The sequence below is a fragment of the Enterobacter cloacae complex sp. ECNIH7 genome (assembly GCF_002208095.1).
In the GTDB taxonomy this organism is placed as follows: domain Bacteria; phylum Pseudomonadota; class Gammaproteobacteria; order Enterobacterales; family Enterobacteriaceae; genus Enterobacter; species Enterobacter cloacae_M.
Window position 1 is genome coordinate 1,403,747 of sequence record NZ_CP017990.1, and the last position, 17,748, is coordinate 1,421,494.

The following is a 17,748-nucleotide window of genomic DNA, read 5'->3' on the forward strand; positions in this document are numbered from 1 at the left end:
GCACCCGCGCCCATTTCATTCCAGCACCATGATGCAAGTTGCATTCAGGCCGCCCGTATAAGGCAGCTTGCATGATGACGTCTTAAGAGAGGGAAGAACAATGCTCGACACTAACATGAAAACCCAGCTCAAGGCCTACCTTGAGAAACTGACCAAACCCGTTGAGCTGATTGCCACGCTGGACGACAGCGCCAAATCGGCAGAGATCAAGGAACTGCTGGCGGAAATCGCCGAGCTGTCGCCGAAAGTGACCTTCAAAGAAGAGAACGCGCTGCCGGTCCGTAAGCCCTCTTTCCTGATTACCAACCCAGGCTCCGACCAGGGACCGCGCTTTGCCGGCTCGCCGCTGGGTCACGAATTTACCTCACTGGTGCTGGCGCTGCTGTGGACCGGTGGTCATCCGTCAAAAGAAGCGCAGGCGCTGCTGGAGCAGATCCGCGATATCGACGGTGATTTCGAATTTGAAACCTATTACTCGCTCTCCTGCCACAACTGCCCGGACGTGGTGCAGGCGCTGAACCTGATGTCGGTCCTGAACCCGCGCATCAAGCACACGGCGATTGACGGCGGTACCTTCCAGAATGAAATCACCGAACGCAACGTGATGGGCGTTCCGGCGGTCTACATGAACGGCAAAGAGTTCGGCCAGGGCCGTATGACGCTGACCGAAATCGTAGCCAAAGTGGATACCGGTGCTGAAAAACGTGCGGCGGAAGAGCTGAACAAACGCGATGCTTACGACGTGCTGATCGTCGGTTCCGGTCCTGCGGGCGCGGCGGCAGCGGTGTACTCCGCGCGTAAAGGTATTCGTACCGGCCTGATGGGTGAACGCTTTGGCGGCCAGGTGCTCGATACCGTGGACATCGAAAACTACATTTCCGTGCCGAAGACCGAAGGTCAGAAGCTGGCAGGGGCGCTGAAGGCGCACGTCAGCGACTATGACGTAGACGTGATCGACAGCCAGAGCGCCAGCAAGCTGGTTCCGGCCGCGGCCGAGGGTGGTTTACACCAGATTGAAACCGCGTCCGGCGCGGTGCTGAAAGCGCGCAGCATTATCATTGCCACCGGCGCGAAATGGCGCAACATGAACGTTCCGGGCGAAGATCAGTACCGTACCAAAGGCGTGACCTACTGTCCGCACTGTGATGGCCCGCTGTTTAAAGGTAAACGCGTGGCGGTGATCGGCGGCGGTAACTCGGGCGTGGAAGCGGCTATCGACCTGGCGGGGATTGTTGAGCACGTTACCCTTCTGGAGTTCGCTCCGGAGATGAAGGCCGACCAGGTACTGCAGGATAAAGTTCGCAGCCTGAAAAACGTCGACATCGTACTGAACGCGCAGACCACGGAAGTGAAGGGCGACGGCAGCAAAGTGACCGGCCTGGAATACCGCGACCGCGTGAGCGGCGACGTGCACAGCGTTCAGCTGTCAGGGATCTTCGTGCAGATCGGTCTGCTGCCAAATACCACCTGGCTGGAAGGCGCGATTGAGCGCAACCGCATGGGCGAAATCATCATCGATGCGAAATGTGAAACCAGCGTGAAAGGCGTGTTTGCGGCGGGCGACTGCACCACCGTGCCGTACAAACAGATCATTATCGCCACGGGCGAAGGGGCGAAGGCGTCTCTGAGTTCCTTTGACTACCTGATTCGCACCAAAACCGCATAACAGAAGAAAGTAAGGCTACACCTGCAATAGCGAGAGGCCACCGAAAGGTGGCCTCTTTTTTTATCTTACGACCATCACCGGTATATGGGTGTGGCGGATCACGCTGGAGGCGTTAGAGCCCAGCAGATGCGTGGTAATGGAAGGGTTGCGCGAACCGATGACCACCACGTCTGCTTTCAGCTCGTTCGCCAGTTCGTTTACCGCATCGCGTACGCTGCCGAATCTGACGTGCGTTTTGATCCGTGAAGGGTCGATGCTGAAGTGGCTGACCATGGTTTGCAGACGAGTTTCCGCTTCATGCTGCAAATGCTCCTCGAAGCGACGCACGTCGGCGGCAAAGCGGTGCAGGCTCAGGCTGGCGGAGCCCGGCAGTACGTGTAAAAGATGGATAACACCGTCCTGCTGCGCCAGGAACTCCGCATGGCGTACGGCCTTGTCGCTCAGCTCCATCTCAAAAACATCAACCGGCATAATGATTCTCTGATACATACCCGTTTCTCCTTGTTTATAAACGCTGAACTCATTCAACCATAAAATAGATATGGTTTCTGTAAGCGCCCCGTCAGTTTTCTTAAGTTGCCAGGATAAATCTCAAAAGGCCCGTATTCCGGGGCAGACCTTCAGGGGTAGCTACCCTTATACACTTACCTGGAACCTTTCGGAGGTCGCATGAAAGCACTTACGTATCACGGTCCGCACCATGTACGCGTTGAGAATGTCCCCGATCCCATTATCGAACAGCCCGACGATATCATTTTGCGCGTCACGGCCACGGCGATCTGCGGCTCCGATTTGCATCTCTATCGCGGAAAGATCCCGAAGGTGCAGCACGGCGACATTTTTGGCCATGAGTTTATGGGGGAAATCGTCGAGTGCGGCGCAGAGGTAAAGAATTTGCAAAAAGGCGATCGCGTGGTGATCCCCTTTGTCATTGCCTGCGGAGACTGTTTCTTCTGCCGTCTGCAGCAATACGCGGCCTGTGAGAATACCAATGTCGGGCAGGGCGCCGCGCTGAACAAAAAGCAAATTCCCGCGCCGGCCGCGCTGTTTGGCTACAGCCATCTCTACGGCGGCGTGCCGGGGGGACAGGCGGAATATGTCCGCGTGCCAAAAGGCAACGTCGGGCCGTTTAAGGTCCCGCAACTCCTTTCCGATGATAAGGCGCTGTTCCTGTCCGATATTTTGCCCACGGCCTGGCAGGCGGCAAAAAATGCGCAGATTGAAAAAGGCTCAAGCGTTGCGGTTTTCGGCGCCGGGCCGGTGGGGCTACTGACTGTTGCCTGCGCGCGGCTGTTAGGGGCTGAGCAGATCTTTGTTATCGATCACCACCCGTACCGTTTGCGATTTGCCGAGGCGCGTTACGGCGCAATTCCCATCAACTTTGATGATGATAACGACGCAGCGGAAAAAATCATCGAGCAAACCGCTGGCCAGCGCGGCGTTGACGCCGTGATTGATGCGGTAGGGTTCGAAGCGAAAGGCAGCACCACCGAAACGATCCTCAGCAATCTTAAAATTGAAGGTAGCAGCGGCAAAGCGCTGCGGCAGTGCATTGCTGCCGTTCGACGCGGTGGGGTGGTCAGCGTACCCGGCGTGTACGCCGGGTTTATTCATGGCTTCCTGTTTGGCGATGCCTTCGATAAGGGGCTGACGTTTAAGATGGGCCAGACCCACGTCCATGCCTGGCTGGGCGAGCTGCTGCCGCTGATCGAAAAGGGGCTGCTTACGCCGGAAGAGATCGTGACCCATTATCTTCCTCTTGCTGATGCGGAACGCGCCTATAAGGTGTTCGAAAAACGGGAGGAGGAGTGCCGGAAGGTGATTCTGGTTCCTGGCGCAGAAACGCCCGAGGCCGCAGAGCAGAAAGTTAAGGGCCTGGTGAATGCTTTCCCCGGTGGGGTTGCATGAATACTCGCCTAGCTGTGGCGTTCAAGATAAAGCACGGCCAAGACGATAATCGCCGCAATAATCAGAAAAATAAGTGTGATAGCCAGTATCTCACTCATGACCGTCCCCACGGCACCAAAACAGATTAAGCGTGGATTAAGGGCTTTTTGCGCGATATAAGAAAATGGGGTGAATTTACGGAAAGAGGATGCGGCTGCATCCTCTGTGCAAAGCGGGTGGGCGCTTGTTCAGAAGTGGTTAACGCAGGTAATCGCCCGCGGCTTCTGGCTGGTAGAGCAACGCCAGCACTTCAAGATGGGCAGAGGCGCCGCCCGGCAATTCCCAGTGGATGGTATCGCCCGTGCGCAGGCCCAGCAGTGCGGCACCCACAGGCGCAAGAACAGAAAGCTGTGCGCTGCTGTCGGTCATCTGAGCCGGGTAAACCAGCGTGCGGGTCAGCTCTTCACCGGTGGTCAGGTTGCGGAATTTTACCTGGCTGTTCATGGTGACCACGTCATGTGGCATCGTCTCAGGCGTGCACATCTGCGCCCGGTCGAGCTCCTCATTCAGGGCGTCGGCCACGGGAAGTGAGGCAAACTCTGCTTTTTCCAGCAGCCTGTCGATACGTTCTGCGTCGAGCTCGTTGATGATAATTGTAGGTCTGGACATTTTTACTCCATGTCGTTAATGCTGCGTGTAACGCAGAAACCAATCCAAAAGAAAACCCTCGCCGTCTGGCAGCGAGGGTTTAACTCTCCCGATGATACTGGCTGAGCGCGTAAGTTTGAAGTGATGAAGGTCACATTCATGGTCCATATGAATTTTCGCTGAAATTTATTCAGTCTTCATTCCGGGCGGAATACGTTACGCTGAGTGTCCTGAACCCGGGCGTTGCCCACCAACGAGAGAGAATTATGTACTTCTACCAACCGTCTCAGGGTCACGGCCTGCCGCACGATCCGCTGAACGCCATTATTGGTCCACGTCCGATCGGCTGGATCTCGTCATGCGATAAGGCCGGTCAGCTGAATCTCGCACCGTACAGCTTCTTTAACTGCTTTAACTATCGCCCGCCGATCATCGGTTTTTCCAGCAACGGCTGGAAGGACAGCGTGCGTAATATTACCGAAACAAAGGAATTTGTCTGGAACCTGGCGACGCGCGATCTCGCGCAGGCGATGAACCAAACCTCTGCGATGCTTCCCCACGATCGGGATGAATTTAGCTTTTCCGGGCTAACCCCAGCGGCGAGCCAGCTGGTTAACGCGCCCCGCGTCGCGGAAAGCCCGGTGAACTTTGAGTGCCGCCTGTCGCAGTGCATTCAGCTTACCGGTGCCGACGGCACACCGGTCAATACCTGGCTTGTGCTGGGGGAGGTGGTCGGTATCCATATTGCCGAAACGCTGCTGGAAGAGGGGATATACCAGACGGCTAAAGCGCAGCCCATCCTGCGTGCGGGTGGGCCGACGGCGTATTATGGCATCAGTGATGAAAACCGGTTTGATATGGTGCGCCCGGGCGCGGATCAGTAACCGGCTTTATCAATCACGAACTGTTTTCCGCAGTTACCCGGATGTGGCTGCGGTACAAATGACGCCGCAGAAAGCGGGTTGTTAATGGTATCCGCCTTAAGCGAAATCTGCATCTCGGTCAGATACGCCGGATTGCCGTTGCAGGTCAGCTTGATCGCTTTGATGTTCTCCTTGCCCCAGCTTTTGGCAACGGCACTGTCAAAGTCGCTGCGATTGACGGTTTTCCCGTAATTATCGGCGAGGAATTTACCGACCGCGCTGTTTTTAACTTCCTGATTCATCCGCACCATCGTGCCGAAATAGGCATCCGGATCGAAACCAAAGCAGACGCCATGTTTGGCATATTCGTAACGTTCCAGGCAGGAATTACCGCCCGCGCCCGGCATCACGTCGTTGAGCTTTGCTGCAGCAGAAAGCGAGAGTCCAGTTTCGGCGGCATCGCATTTGCGGCTGGCCTTCACTTCCGGCATGTTCGGAATCGGGCGCGTGGCGCAGCCAAAACGCATCCATCGACGTTCATCCACGCCGCGTGCGGCAATAGATTTTGGCAAGCCAGGCCATAGACCGTGGACGGTCAGAAAATCGGCTTTATTATCGCGCTCTTTTTGCAGGCGACATTCGTCAGGTTCATTGCGGTTGCGCTCGACCATGCTCTGGCAAAACCCGGTTTGCCAGGACAGAGCCAGCACATAGCGATCGAAATCGCCATACTGTGTTGCCTTCAGCGGTTCCGCCTGCGCGGAGAAGATACAGAGAGAAAGCGCCATTGCGCCAGACGGGATGACGATATCCTTCCTGAACATATGATTTCCTGATCGAATGAGCACGATTTATTTCTGGAAGTTATTAAAGCACAAAAAGCGCCCGCAGGCGCTTTTTGGATATCCATAATTTAGCTTAGGCCGCGCCGGGTACCAGCACTTCCGTGGCGATAATCACGATAATCAGACCAACTATAACGGGCACTGAAGTGCGTTTGACGACTTCGAATGGCGAGATTTTCGCCATCCCGGCAACGGCGACGACCACACCTGACACCGGCGAAATGGTCCGGCCGAGGTTTGACGCCTGCAGCATGGGAATGGAGAGGTAGGCCGGGTTAATACCGGAAGAGTGAGCCAGTTTCGGGATCATCTCAACGAAGGCGTAGAAAGGCGCATTACCGGAACCGGTGGTCATCGCCGCCAGCATGGTGAGCACCACCAGAACCAGCATCAGGATAATACTGGCCGAGCCGAACGAGGTGGCGATAGAAATCAGGCTCTGGATAAAGCCGATCGTGCTCAGACCCTGGGCAAAAACGCCCGCTGCAACCAGCAGGATCACCACGCCAGCGAAGGCATCCGCCATACCGCGATACGCCACTTCCAGACCCGAGAAGACTTTTTGCGTGTTAAAACCGCGCACAAACTCCAGTACGGCGGCCAGCAGCATACAGATGACCAGAATGGTGATGATGTGCAGCTGTGGACCCCATTTGCCGTCAAAAATCAGCACTCCGACGATCGGGGTGAACGGCAGAATGGCATAGAACGCGGGAGCGGTCGTGGTGATTTCACTCACGTCCATCATTTCATGGTTGATGTTTTCTTTCTTATCGAGATAGCGCTGCCAGAAGAAATGTGCGATCCCCATGCCCACGATGGCAACGATCGAGATCGGTAACGTGGTTTTAAAGGCGAAGTCGATGAGTGACATCTCCGCCGCCTTTGCCGCAAGCACAACGTCGCCGGAGGTCGGGGAGAGAATAATCGCTGCCGGAGACGCGCAAATTGCCGCGGCCGCGCCACGGCTGATACCGACGTTCACCATGACCGGGAACAGCGTCGCCATGAGCAGTACCCCAAGTCCGGTAGCTGACGAAACGGCCAGCGACATGAGGCAGGCGAGGAAATAGGCGGCGACCATTAGCAGATACGGCGAGTTAATGTATTGCAGGGGTTTAGAGGCAAGCTTAACGACCATGTCGTTGGCGCCGATGTGGGTCATGTAGGCTGCAAAACCGCACAGCATCATGATCATCATACCCAGATCGCCGCCGCGGCTCATGAGCAATATTTTAATATATTCAACAATATCTGTAGCAGTGTAACCGGTGCTGGTCGCGCTGGCAGGTAACACCTGGTGCCCCATTATTGCGCTGATAATCAGCAGCGTTAGACCGCCGACAAATAATACGCCCGTGGCCGAGTAGCCTTTAATGATGTAGCGTGCGACCCCGACAATGACGACGACTCCAATAAGGAGTTCGAATAACGTAAGCATGATTTCCCCTGTATCTCTGCTGCTATGGAGCACAAAAAATCAATGAAAAAAAGAAGGATGAAAATGTGCCGAATAATTGGCCTGTTCTTGCTGATTAAAATCAATAAACAGACGACTAGAGAACCGAACAACCGTGTTTTGCCATGGCCCGTACATTTATGTCATGTGGCCCTTGACCGTCAGAAATAGCGCAACATGTCCCATTAATGATAACAAATTGTTAATGTTTTGTATGGTTTTGCATGTTGCTGATTAACGAAGAGTAATGTGAAAGTCACACCCCTTGTGGGCTTATTTACACGTATCTCTCGCTTTCTTTAAGAATATTCCCGGAAAGAGCCCGAATAATTAGGAATAACGCTGATGTCGTTAAGCCTTGGTTCAACTATTTTATGGTAAACTTTGCCTCGAATACTAAGAATGGTAATTGCATTGTGATCGTACGTAATACATTTTTCTCTATTTTTTTGTTTATTTTTGGGCAGTTAACGTTTTCTTCTGTTGCACAGGCAGAAGGCAACGCGACGGATAAAGGCTGGTTCTCAACCTTTACGGATAATGTTTCCCAGACATGGACGGCACCTGAACATTATGATCTCTATGTCCCGGCAATAACGTGGCATGCGCGTTTTGCTTATGACAAAGAGAAAACCGATAAATACAACGAGCGTCCGTGGGGCGCGGGTTTTGGCCAGTCGCGCTGGGATGAAAAGGGAAACTGGCATGGCATCTATCTGATGGCCTTCAAAGACTCGTTTAATAAATGGGAACCGATCGGGGGGTATGGTTGGGAGAAAACCTGGCGTCCGCTAGCGGACGAGAACTTCCACGTCGGTTTGGGCTATACCGCCGGGGTCACTGCACGTGACAACTGGAACTATATTCCGATCCCGGTCCTACTGCCTTTGGCCTCTATTGGCTATGGTCCCGCAACGTTCCAGATGACCTACATCCCGGGTACGTACAACAACGGTAACGTTTACTTCGCCTGGATGCGTTTTCAGTTTTAACTGACAAAACGTTACATGCTGGTGATAAAACGCGCAGTTGTTGATTCATAAGCGATAAAAATCTGTCAGTAAAAATTAACGCGACTTTAGTCACTTTTTATCAAAGATCCGCTGGACAAAAGGTCCCACAATTGATGTACTGATAACCGACACAGCATTTGTGTCGTTTTTTAATGTAAAGGTAATTTTGATGTCTAAGATTAAAGGTAACGTTAAGTGGTTTAATGAGTCCAAAGGATTCGGTTTCATTACTCCTGAAGATGGCAGCAAAGACGTGTTCGTACACTTCTCTGCAATCCAGTCTAATGGTTTCAAAACTCTGGCTGAAGGTCAGCGTGTAGAGTTCGAAATCACTAACGGTGCCAAAGGCCCTTCTGCTGCTAACGTAATCGCTCTGTAATTCAGACGCGTCAGCAAGAATTTCAAAACCCGCTCACTGAGCGGGTTTTTTTCGTTTTGAATCAGCCAAGCAGATACATTTTCAGGAAGCTGGCTACGATTAGCACGCTCAACAACACCATTCCTGCGCTCATCAGACTCTGTTTCATTCTGTCACCCTCGTTCAGTATTGCATTCAGAGTGACAGAGAAAAATTAAGCCAACATTAACGGTTCGGCTGTTAATGCGCGCTTGCGGAAGAAAATAGCCAAAATGCGATCCCCGTCATCGCAAACGAGCCGAACATATTGATCGCCATATTCATCAGCGCCCAGCCAATGCGGCCTTCCTGAAAGAGAAAAACCGTTTCCGCAGAAAAGGTTGAGAAGGTGGTCAAACCGCCGCAGAATCCGGTGGTAATCAATACCTTCCACATTGGGTCAATGTGCGTCATTCGGTTAAACCAGGCCAGCCCCATGCCGATGATAAAGGCACCAATCAGGTTAGCGGCAAGCGTCCCCATGGGAATCGCCTGATGCAGGGGGTTAAACCGCATACTCAGAAACCATCGCGCAACGCTACCCGTTCCCCCACCAATAAAAACGGCTAAAAGTAGTTGTAACACGCTAAATACCTGCTATTTGATGTGTAAGAGTAGCGAGTTTAACGCCGTTTATGATGAGGGGACAAATATGTATGTAGCGGTAGGGCAGTTTGCCGTCACGCCTGACTGGCATGAGAATGCGAGAACATGCGTCGAACTGATGATGCAGGCCCGGCAGAAAGGCGCGTCGCTGTTGGTTCTCCCCGAGGCGCTGCTGGCCAGGGACGATAATGACCCGGATTTATCCGTGAAGTCCGCGCAGCCGCTGGATGGCGAATTCTTACAGCAATTGCTCGCCCAAAGCGCGGGCAATACGATGACGACGATCTTAACGATCCATGTTCCCTCCACGCCGGGTCGAGCAGTCAATACGCTGGTGGTGATTCGTAACGGGACCATCGTCGCACGCTACGCCAAGCTTCATCTCTATGATGCGTTCAGCATCCAGGAGTCGCGTCGCGTTGACCCCGGAGACGAGCTCCCTCCGCTGCTGGAGATTGACGGATTTAAGATCGGGCTGATGACGTGTTATGACCTGCGTTTTCCCGAGCTGGCGCTGCATCTGGCGCTGCAGGGGGCGGACGTGCTGGTACTCCCCGCCGCGTGGGTCAGAGGGCCGTTAAAAGAGCACCACTGGGCAACGCTGCTTGCGGCGCGCGCGCTGGATACAACCTGCTATGTCGTTGCCGCAGGAGAATGTGGCACGAAAAACATCGGGCAAAGCAGGGTGGTTGATCCGCTGGGGGTGACGATCGCCGCCGCCGCTGAAGCCCCGCATTTGCTGGTGGCGGAGATAAACTTAGAGAGAATTGCGCTTGCGCGTCAGCAATTACCCGTTCTTCGCAATCGTCGGTTTGCGCCACCGCAATTATTGTGATGTTTTTTTCAACAATGCTTGATTCACCTTGTTACAGATTGCTATTGTGTGCACGCGCTAAATGACCGTTAATACAGTCAGGTTTTGGCGCTGAATGCAGCCTGTTTTAAGTAAAGAAGGTATCTATGGGTGAGATTAGTATTACCAAACTGCTGGTGGTTGCCGCACTGGTCGTCCTGCTGTTTGGTACCAAGAAGTTACGCACGCTGGGTGGTGACCTGGGGGCTGCCATCAAAGGCTTTAAGAAAGCGATGAACGATGATGATGCAGCGGCGAAGAAAAGCGCCGAGGATGACGTCCCGGCAGACAAGCTTTCTCACAAAGAGTGACAGTAACCCCTGAGGGCTTGCGAAAAAAAACCGGCTCATGAGGCCGGTTTTTTTGTATTACTGTAAATGAATATTACAGCATTATTTAACTTCTTCGCCTTTAGCCTGCATATCGGCATGGTATGAGGAGCGAACGAATGGGCCGCAGGCAGCATGGGTGAAGCCCATCGCCATCGCTTCGGCTTTCATTTCATCGAATTCGTCCGGGCTCACGTAGCGCTGTACCGGCAGGTGGTGACGGCTTGGCTGCAGATACTGTCCGAGGGTCAACATGGTCACACCGTGGCGGCGAAGATCGCGCATCACCTCGATGATTTCATCATTGGTTTCACCCAGACCCACCATCAGACCGGACTTGGTCGGAATATGCGGATGCGCTTCTTTGAAACGCTCCAGCAGCTTCAGGGACCAGTTATAGTCAGCGCCGGGACGGACCTGACGGTAAAGACGCGGCACGTTCTCCAGGTTGTGGTTAAACACATCTGGCGGCGTTGCGGTCAGGATATCCAGCGCACGGTCCATACGACCACGGAAGTCAGGCACCAGCGTCTCGATTTTGATGTTAGGGCTTTTCTCGCGAATGGCCGTAATGCAGTCGGCGAAGTGCTGAGCACCACCGTCACGGAGGTCGTCACGGTCAACTGACGTGATAACCACATAACGCAACGCCATGTCGGCGATGGTCTGCGCCAGTTTCTGGGGTTCGTTAGCATCAGGCGCGACTGGACGGCCATGAGCAACATCGCAGAACGGGCAGCGGCGGGTACAGATAGCACCCAGAATCATAAACGTCGCGGTACCATGATTGAAACATTCAGCAAGGTTCGGGCAAGAGGCTTCTTCACAGACGGAGTGAAGGCCATTCTTGCGCATCGCCGCTTTGATCCCCTGGATACGCGAAGAGTCGGCCGGAAGTTTGATTTTCATCCATTCCGGTTTTCTTAACAGCGCCTCGCGCTCTGTAGCCACGTTTTTAACCGGGATAAGGGCCATTTTATCGGCATCGCGGTATTTAACACCGCGTTCCATCACAATGGGTTTACTCATAGCGTGCGTGTTCCAGTTGCGAATATCGAAGGAAAGCGTTTCAATTCAAGGGAATGTTGTATTTATCAACTATTTTTGAACGAACGACAGGCAGTATATCATTGAAACGGTCGTTAAAGCAGCCTGCCAGATCGCCAATTTGTAAAATAGTTGTTGTTTTGTGCCTTTTGCCCTGCGGGTTGCAGGGACTTGTACTGGCTAAACCTGTCAGAAGGCCTGACGGATAATGCGGATGACGTTTTCCAGGACCGGATCGCGCAAACTCAGCTTGTTGTAATGCAGTGAAATCTCGATAGATTCCGCATTAAGCTGACTGAGCGGGATGCTTTCCAGCGGCCAGCATTTTTGTAGCAGGCTGTACAGGCGTGATGGCATAACGCACAGCATGTCGCTGCTGCCGATCAGGGATGCGGTGGTAAACATATTGTAACTGCTGAAGCTGATCTGACGTTCCGGGAAAATTTCATCAATACGCTGACGAAGTGCGTGATTAGATTGCCCTTCGGTCATGAAAGATGAGTGATCGTAGTTGCGCAGGTTTTCGATGGTTAACGGCTCGCTAAGAGCAGGATGCTGCTGGCGGCAAACCAGTACCAGGTTATCCGCATAAAGCACATTTTGCCCCAGCGCTCTGGCACTGAAGCTGCCGCTTTCAATAATCAGGTCCGTCTGGAACTGGGCAAGCTGAATGTCTGGTTCATTGAGAGGCACGTTGCGAAGCAGGAGCTGCGGAGCATGTTCTTTCACGGCCTGGAAGATCGCCGGCATCACCAGCACCCCTACAGAAGGAGAACAGCCGATGGTGATGGTTCGCTGCTTATCATAGCTTCCGGTTAAATCCAGCGCGCCCAGAATCGACTCCAGCCCCTGACTAATGTACTCATGGAGATGCGTGGCGTAAGCCGTCGGCGTTACCCCCTGGCCCTTGCGGATAAATAATGGGTCAGGAAATATAGCGCGAAGCTTTTGGATTGACTGGCTTATTGCTGATGGCGTGAGATTAAGAATTTTCGCAGCGTTAACGATACCCTTATGGACATATACCGCCTCAAAAATAGTCAGTAAATTGAGATCAATATTACGTAAAGTCCGAAAAATTTGTGGCTTGTCTTCGCCACCGGGTTCATTCAGTCGTTTGGCTGGTAAATTATTATACTCCACGCTTTCACTCCGTATACATTCACAATATGAATGATAGTTGAATTTATTTATTATGCTTGTAGAGATTCGTAAAGTGTTGGTTTTGTTTCACTTGTTTATCAAAAACAAACAGTTGAGTGATTTTTGCTCACGTTACTTATGCCGTGTTTGCCGTGCTTGCTGGAGGCTAAATAATATGTAGCGGTAATATTCGGGCGCTTCGAAAATATAGAATCTGTGGATTATTGTAAAGTGCAAAAGCGGTAAATAAACAGTGGCCCGCCAAATTATCGAGCCATGTTGTATGATGTATTAAGCAGGGATATATTCGTATGGGGGATTGTTAAGTAGCGCTAACATCTGCTTTAAAAGCACGGGACGAATAGTTTCTGGCGTAGCGGTTTCAACCCACTGGCGTACCTGCGTCATTTCCATGCCGGCATAGCCGCAGGGGTTAATGCGTTGGAAAGGCGCGAGGTCCATATTAATATTCAAGGCCAGGCCATGGAATGAGCAGCCTTTACGAATACGCAGCCCCAGAGAGCAGATCTTCATTTCCCCAACGTAAACGCCTGGCGCATCGGCGCGTGGATGCGCGTCAATACCATATTCCGCCAGCGTGTTGACGACAGTTTGTTCCAGTAAGGTAACCAGTTCACGTACGCCAAGCTTTCTGCGTTTCAGATTGAGCAGGACGTACATCACCTGCTGTCCGGGCCCATGATAAGTGACCTGACCGCCGCGATCGCTCTGAATAACCGGGATATCTCCCGTCATTAGCAAATGCTCTGCTTTACCCGCCTGGCCCTGCGTAAATACTGGCAGGTGTTCGACCAGCCAGATCTCATCCGGGGTGCTGTCATCGCGTGAATCGGTGAAGTCATGCATAGCCTGGGAGACAGGCTCATAAGGTTGCAGGCCGAGGTGACGGACCAGAATTTTATCCTGATACAAAACTGCGTCTCCGAAGACGAGGGACAAAAGGTGTGGGGGAGTATATCACAGCGGGGAGAGGGGTTACCCGGCAAACCGGGTAACCGCAAAGGGACTACAGCACCATACGAACAATTTCGATATTGCCGAGCTCTTCGTACAGCGTTTCAACCTGCTCAATGTGTGTCGCAGTGATGGTAATAGAGACAGAGTGGTAGTTGCCCTTGCTGCTTGGTTTTACTGACGGAGAGTAGTCACCCGGCGCATGGCGCTGTACCACTTCAACCACCTGATCAACCAGCTCAGGTTTCGCCAGACCCATTACTTTGTAGGTAAATGAGGTAGGGAATTCAAGCAGTTCGTTAAGTTTGGTTTTCATGTCAGCTCCGGCGTAACGTCAAAAAATAATAACTCCCACGTCAGGTGGGAGTTATCAGGATACTTAGTATATGGGGATCAAAATCACACTTTCAAGTGTTCAATTTTTAACCAAACCAGTGGTGGAACATCAATTTAATGTAATCAATGATTTTGCCGAAGAAATTGCCTTCAGGAATTTCTTGCAGGACAACCAGCGGACGCTGATCGATCGTTTTTCCATCCAGCTGGAAGTTGATCGTGCCCACAACCTGGTTTTTCTGCAGCGGGGCATGCAGCTCGGTGCTGTTCAGCACGTAGCTGGCTTTCAGATCCTTCATGCGACCGCGTGGAATGGTCAGGTAGAGGTCTTTATCAACGCCGAGTGAAGCACGGTCGTTGTCGCCGAACCAGACGGGTTCAGACGCAAACTCTTTGCCTGCTTTCAGTGGGTTCACGGTTTCGAAGAAGCGGAAGCCCCAGGTCAGCAGTTTCTTGCTTTCTGTTTCACGACCTTTAAAGGTGCGGCCGCCCATCACGGCAGAGATCAGACGCATCTGACCTTCAGTGGCAGAGGCCACCAGGTTGTAGCCCGCTTTGTCGGTGTGGCCAGTTTTGATGCCGTCAACGTTCAGGCTGTTATCCCACAGCAGGCCGTTACGGTTGGTCTGACGAATACCGTTGAAGGTGAACTCTTTCTCTTTATAGATAGAGTATTCGTTAGGTACATCGCGGATCAGCGCCTGACCAATCAGGGCCATATCACGTGCGGAGCTGTACTGACCGTCTGCGTCCAGGCCGTGTACGGTCTGGAAATGGCTGTTTTTCAGACCCAGCGCGGTAACGTAGCTGTTCATCAGGCCCACAAAGGCATCCTGGCTACCGGCGGCGAAATCGGCCATCGCCACGCAGGCATCGTTACCAGACTGCAGGTTGATACCGCGAATCAGCTGGGAAACAGGAACCTGCATACCCGGCTTCAGGAACATCAGAGAGGAACCTTTGAAAACAGGGTTCCCGGTTGCCCACGCATCGTTACCGATGGTGACCAGATCCGATTCTTTGAATTTACCTGCCTTCATCGCCTGGCCGATAACGTAGCTGGTCATCATTTTGGTCAGGCTGGCCGGGTCACGGCGGGCATCGGCATTCTGTTCTGCCAGCACTTTGCCAGAGTTGTAATCGATCAGGATGTAGGATTCCGCGTCGATTTGCGGAACGCCAGGGATCATGGTCTTGATATTCAGGTCATCGGCGCGAGCTGCAGAGAGCGCAGCAGCGCAAAGGGCCGTGGTCAGCGCCATGCGCTGCACAAAACGAGCAGAAAAAGTGGTCTTCATGGTCAGAACTACGACATCCGTGATGGAATTAAAAAAAGTGCCTTACTATAGCAAATGCTATTCAGGCAGGCATCCGACTTTAAGCATGAGTTTGTGAATGTGTTTTACACTAACTGACAATTCGGATACCGCCGGTTAATTATTTCGCAACAGCGATAAATGACTGAAGTTGAGCTTCATTCTGCAGACGCTGCTGCAGGGATGCGGCCTGCGATTTGCTGGCAAACGGCCCCATCTGAATGCGCCAGACCGCGCCGTTCTGCTCAACGCGTCCCGGTACGCCAAACTGCTGGCTCAGACGCTGTTGGTACTGCTTGGCCCGGGCCTGATCGCTCACTGCGCCTACCTGAACCACATAGCTGCCGCTGGCCGCTGCTGGAGCCGCCACCGCCGCACTTTGAGTGGCCGCTGGCGCCGTTACGGGAGCCGGCTGGGTCGCTGGCGCAGCAACGGGAGCAGGGGCCGGAGTCGGCTCGCTGCCTTCCAGCACGCCCGAGGCTAAGGTCGTCGGTGCGCCAAGAAAGCCGCTACTCTTTACCGGCGCGCCGGTAGAATCCTCGCTTTGCAGCGTGTCATTGCTGATCGGGCGAATTTCTCCCCCCGGCTGAGCAGGCTCTGCCGGAGACGAGACGCTTCCCATTCCGCCGTCAAGATTTGGGCGGTCAGGAAGGGCATAGGTCTGTTTTGCCACCGTCGTACACGCGGTACCCGGCCCGGAGAGCGAACCATCCTGTGCGACGATAATCGGATCAATACGGACTTTGGTATTGTTCGAGGTGTTCAGGCGATCGGCAGACGCGCGCGACAGGGAAATCACCCGGTCATTCCCGTAAGGTCCACGGTCGTTTATCCGCACGACGATCATACGGCCATTCGCCAGGTTGGTGATACGGGCGTAGCTCGGGATCGGCAGCGTCGGGTGTGCCGCCGTCAGCTGCATTGGGTCGAACGCTTCCCCGGAAGCCGTCAGGTTACTGCCTGGCTCGGCATCATAAATGGCGGCAAAGCCCGCCTGACTGAAACGGGAAGGATCCTGAACAATTTTATAGCTTTTGCCATCGCGCTCGTAATCCTGATTGGCACTGGCATTCAGCGGTTCATAAACGGGATCGGCACCGCTGATTTCAACGATCGGGCCATTACATACCGCAGGCTGCGGCGGCGCGACGGTTGCCTGTTGCTGACCATCATCACTTGTGCAGGCCGCAAGTAAACTTGCCGCGATGCAGATCCCCAGCCACTGCTTACGCATTCCGATCCCCTTATTTTTATACGCTTTTTGACAACATTTTTCTGTGGGTATGGATCGACATCACGATACCAAACCCGGCCATCAACACGATCAGTGCCGAGCCTCCGTAACTCACCAGCGGCAGCGGTACGCCTACCACCGGCAGAATACCACTCACCATACCAATATTTACGAAGACATAAACGAATAAAATCAGCATCAACCCGCCGGCCATGACGCGACCAAAGGTGGTTTGCGCACGCGCTGCAATCCACAATCCCCGCATGATCAGCAGGACGTACAGCGCCAGCAATATTAAGATGCCAACCAGCCCCAGCTCTTCCGCCAGTACCGCAAAGATAAAGTCGGTGTGGCGTTCCGGTAAAAACTCCAGCTGCGACTGCGTGCCGTGCAGCCAGCCTTTACCGCGCAGGCCGCCGGAGCCAATCGCAATCTTGGACTGAATAATATGATAGCCCGCGCCCAGCGGATCGGTTTCCGGATCGAGCAGCATCATGACGCGCTGGCGCTGGTAATCATGCATCAGGAAGAACCAGAGGATAGGAATGAACGCCGCAATCAGCACCACCGCGATACCAATCAGGCGCCAGCTCAGTCCTGACAGGAAAAGGACAAACAGGCCGGAGAGGGCGATAAGGATTGAAGTACCGAGGTCAGGCTGTGCCGCAACCAGCAGCGTCGGCAGGAAAATCAGCACCAGCGCGATGGCGGTATTTTTCAGCGACGGCGGACAGACGTCACGGTTGATAAAGCGTGCCACCATCAATGGAACGGCGATTTTGGCAATTTCCGAAGGCTGGAAGCGGACAACGCCCAGATCCAGCCAGCGCTGCGCCCCTTTTGAAATGGCGCCAAACGCATCTACCGCAACCAGCAAAATAATACAGAAGATGTAGAGATAGGGCGCCCAGCCTTCGTAGACGCGCGGCGGGATTTGCGCCATCACTACCATGATGATCAGACCCATGGCGATCTGGCCGATTTTGCGCTCCATCATGCCGATGTCCTGGCCGCTGGCGCTCCAGATAACCAGGGCGCTGTACACCAACAGAGCCAGCAGGATCAGCAGCATGGCTGGGTCGATGTGGATTTTATCCCACAGCGATTTTTTATTTGGATTATCCGTCATGA

General features: G+C 53.4%; 20 protein-coding genes. 7 read left to right on the forward strand and 13 right to left on the reverse strand.

Annotation, left to right across the window (positions count from 1 at the left end):
- The first annotated feature begins 100 nt into the window (after nt 1–100).
- A complete protein-coding gene (ahpF, locus tag WM95_RS06890; protein WP_063408651.1) occupies nt 101–1,666 on the forward strand; it encodes an alkyl hydroperoxide reductase subunit F in 1,566 nt (521 codons plus the stop codon).
- A 60-nt stretch (nt 1,667–1,726) separates the two neighbouring features.
- On the opposite strand, the gene uspG is transcribed toward ahpF, so the two are convergent.
- The gene (gene uspG, locus WM95_RS06895; RefSeq protein ID WP_023310731.1) at nt 1,727–2,155 is read right to left on the reverse strand and encodes a universal stress protein UspG; all 429 of its coding nucleotides are present in this window, start codon (nt 2,153–2,155) and stop codon (nt 1,727–1,729) included.
- Between the two features lie 180 nt (nt 2,156–2,335).
- On the opposite strand from uspG, the gene WM95_RS06900 reads away from it, so the two are divergent.
- A complete protein-coding gene (locus WM95_RS06900) occupies nt 2,336–3,574 on the forward strand; it encodes a zinc-dependent alcohol dehydrogenase (protein ID WP_063408652.1) in 1,239 nt (412 codons plus the stop codon).
- An 8-nt stretch (nt 3,575–3,582) separates the two neighbouring features.
- Here WM95_RS06900 and yldA read toward each other — a convergent pair whose 3' ends face one another.
- Entirely contained in the window at nt 3,583–3,672 is a 90-nt protein-coding gene (gene yldA / locus WM95_RS27830) for a small membrane protein YldA (RefSeq protein WP_023310733.1), read from the reverse strand.
- Between the two features lie 139 nt (nt 3,673–3,811).
- A complete protein-coding gene (gene rnk / locus WM95_RS06905) occupies nt 3,812–4,222 on the reverse strand; it encodes a nucleoside diphosphate kinase regulator (RefSeq protein WP_023310734.1) in 411 nt (136 codons plus the stop codon).
- Between the two features lie 245 nt (nt 4,223–4,467).
- Between rnk and WM95_RS06910 the strand changes: the two genes are divergently transcribed.
- Complete coding sequence (locus WM95_RS06910) at nt 4,468–5,085, forward strand: flavin reductase family protein (protein WP_063408653.1); 618 nt, start codon at nt 4,468–4,470, stop codon at nt 5,083–5,085.
- Here the strand turns inward: WM95_RS06910 and rna are convergent.
- The gene (rna, locus tag WM95_RS06915) at nt 5,079–5,888 is read right to left on the reverse strand and encodes a ribonuclease I (RefSeq protein WP_063408654.1); all 810 of its coding nucleotides are present in this window, start codon (nt 5,886–5,888) and stop codon (nt 5,079–5,081) included. The two genes, WM95_RS06910 and rna, sit on opposite strands and share 7 nt — an antisense overlap.
- Nucleotides 5,889–5,982: 94 nt before the next feature.
- Nucleotides 5,983–7,350, reverse strand: a complete 1,368-nt coding sequence (gene dcuC / locus WM95_RS06920) for an anaerobic C4-dicarboxylate transporter DcuC (RefSeq protein ID WP_045402125.1) — start codon at nt 7,348–7,350, stop codon at nt 5,983–5,985.
- Between the two features lie 392 nt (nt 7,351–7,742).
- Here dcuC and pagP point away from each other — a divergent pair, with 392 nt between their 5' ends.
- A complete protein-coding gene (gene pagP, locus WM95_RS06925) occupies nt 7,743–8,360 on the forward strand; it encodes a lipid IV(A) palmitoyltransferase PagP (RefSeq protein ID WP_023310739.1) in 618 nt (205 codons plus the stop codon).
- Nucleotides 8,361–8,550: 190 nt separating this feature from the next.
- Complete coding sequence (gene cspE / locus WM95_RS06930) at nt 8,551–8,760, forward strand: transcription antiterminator/RNA stability regulator CspE (RefSeq protein ID WP_002439184.1); 210 nt, start codon at nt 8,551–8,553, stop codon at nt 8,758–8,760.
- Nucleotides 8,761–8,979: 219 nt separating this feature from the next.
- On the opposite strand, the gene crcB is transcribed toward cspE, so the two are convergent.
- Nucleotides 8,980–9,363 (reverse strand): fluoride efflux transporter CrcB, encoded by a 384-nt coding sequence (crcB, locus tag WM95_RS06935; RefSeq protein WP_023310740.1) that lies wholly within the window; start codon nt 9,361–9,363, stop codon nt 8,980–8,982.
- A gap of 67 nt (nt 9,364–9,430) precedes the next feature.
- Between crcB and WM95_RS06940 the strand changes: the two genes are divergently transcribed.
- Nucleotides 9,431–10,219, forward strand: a complete 789-nt coding sequence (locus tag WM95_RS06940) for a deaminated glutathione amidase (RefSeq protein WP_063408655.1) — start codon at nt 9,431–9,433, stop codon at nt 10,217–10,219.
- Between the two features lie 125 nt (nt 10,220–10,344).
- A complete protein-coding gene (gene tatE, locus WM95_RS06945; RefSeq protein ID WP_023310742.1) occupies nt 10,345–10,548 on the forward strand; it encodes a twin-arginine translocase subunit TatE in 204 nt (67 codons plus the stop codon).
- An 81-nt stretch (nt 10,549–10,629) separates the two neighbouring features.
- On the opposite strand, the gene lipA is transcribed toward tatE, so the two are convergent.
- From lipA to mrdB, 7 genes are all read right to left on the reverse strand, one after another.
- Nucleotides 10,630–11,595 (reverse strand): lipoyl synthase, encoded by a 966-nt coding sequence (lipA, locus tag WM95_RS06950; RefSeq protein ID WP_013097595.1) that lies wholly within the window; start codon nt 11,593–11,595, stop codon nt 10,630–10,632.
- A 207-nt stretch (nt 11,596–11,802) separates the two neighbouring features.
- Nucleotides 11,803–12,756 carry a YbeF family transcriptional regulator gene (locus tag WM95_RS06955; protein WP_032665064.1) on the reverse strand — a complete coding sequence of 318 codons (954 nt, stop codon included), beginning with the start codon at nt 12,754–12,756 and terminating at the stop codon, nt 11,803–11,805.
- A 291-nt stretch (nt 12,757–13,047) separates the two neighbouring features.
- Nucleotides 13,048–13,689: a lipoyl(octanoyl) transferase LipB gene (lipB, locus tag WM95_RS06960; protein WP_045402138.1), complete on the reverse strand. Its 642-nt coding sequence runs from the start codon at nt 13,687–13,689 to the stop codon at nt 13,048–13,050.
- 94 nt (nt 13,690–13,783) lie between these two features.
- Nucleotides 13,784–14,047: a DUF493 family protein YbeD gene (ybeD, locus tag WM95_RS06965; protein WP_006177135.1), complete on the reverse strand. Its 264-nt coding sequence runs from the start codon at nt 14,045–14,047 to the stop codon at nt 13,784–13,786.
- A gap of 106 nt (nt 14,048–14,153) precedes the next feature.
- The gene (dacA, locus tag WM95_RS06970) at nt 14,154–15,365 is read right to left on the reverse strand and encodes a D-alanyl-D-alanine carboxypeptidase DacA (RefSeq protein WP_063408656.1); all 1,212 of its coding nucleotides are present in this window, start codon (nt 15,363–15,365) and stop codon (nt 14,154–14,156) included.
- A 139-nt stretch (nt 15,366–15,504) separates the two neighbouring features.
- Nucleotides 15,505–16,617 (reverse strand): endolytic peptidoglycan transglycosylase RlpA, encoded by a 1,113-nt coding sequence (gene rlpA, locus WM95_RS06975; RefSeq protein ID WP_023310745.1) that lies wholly within the window; start codon nt 16,615–16,617, stop codon nt 15,505–15,507.
- A 16-nt stretch (nt 16,618–16,633) separates the two neighbouring features.
- Nucleotides 16,634–17,746 carry a peptidoglycan glycosyltransferase MrdB gene (gene mrdB / locus WM95_RS06980; RefSeq protein ID WP_023310746.1) on the reverse strand — a complete coding sequence of 371 codons (1,113 nt, stop codon included), beginning with the start codon at nt 17,744–17,746 and terminating at the stop codon, nt 16,634–16,636.
- Nucleotides 17,747–17,748: the final 2 nt, after the last annotated feature.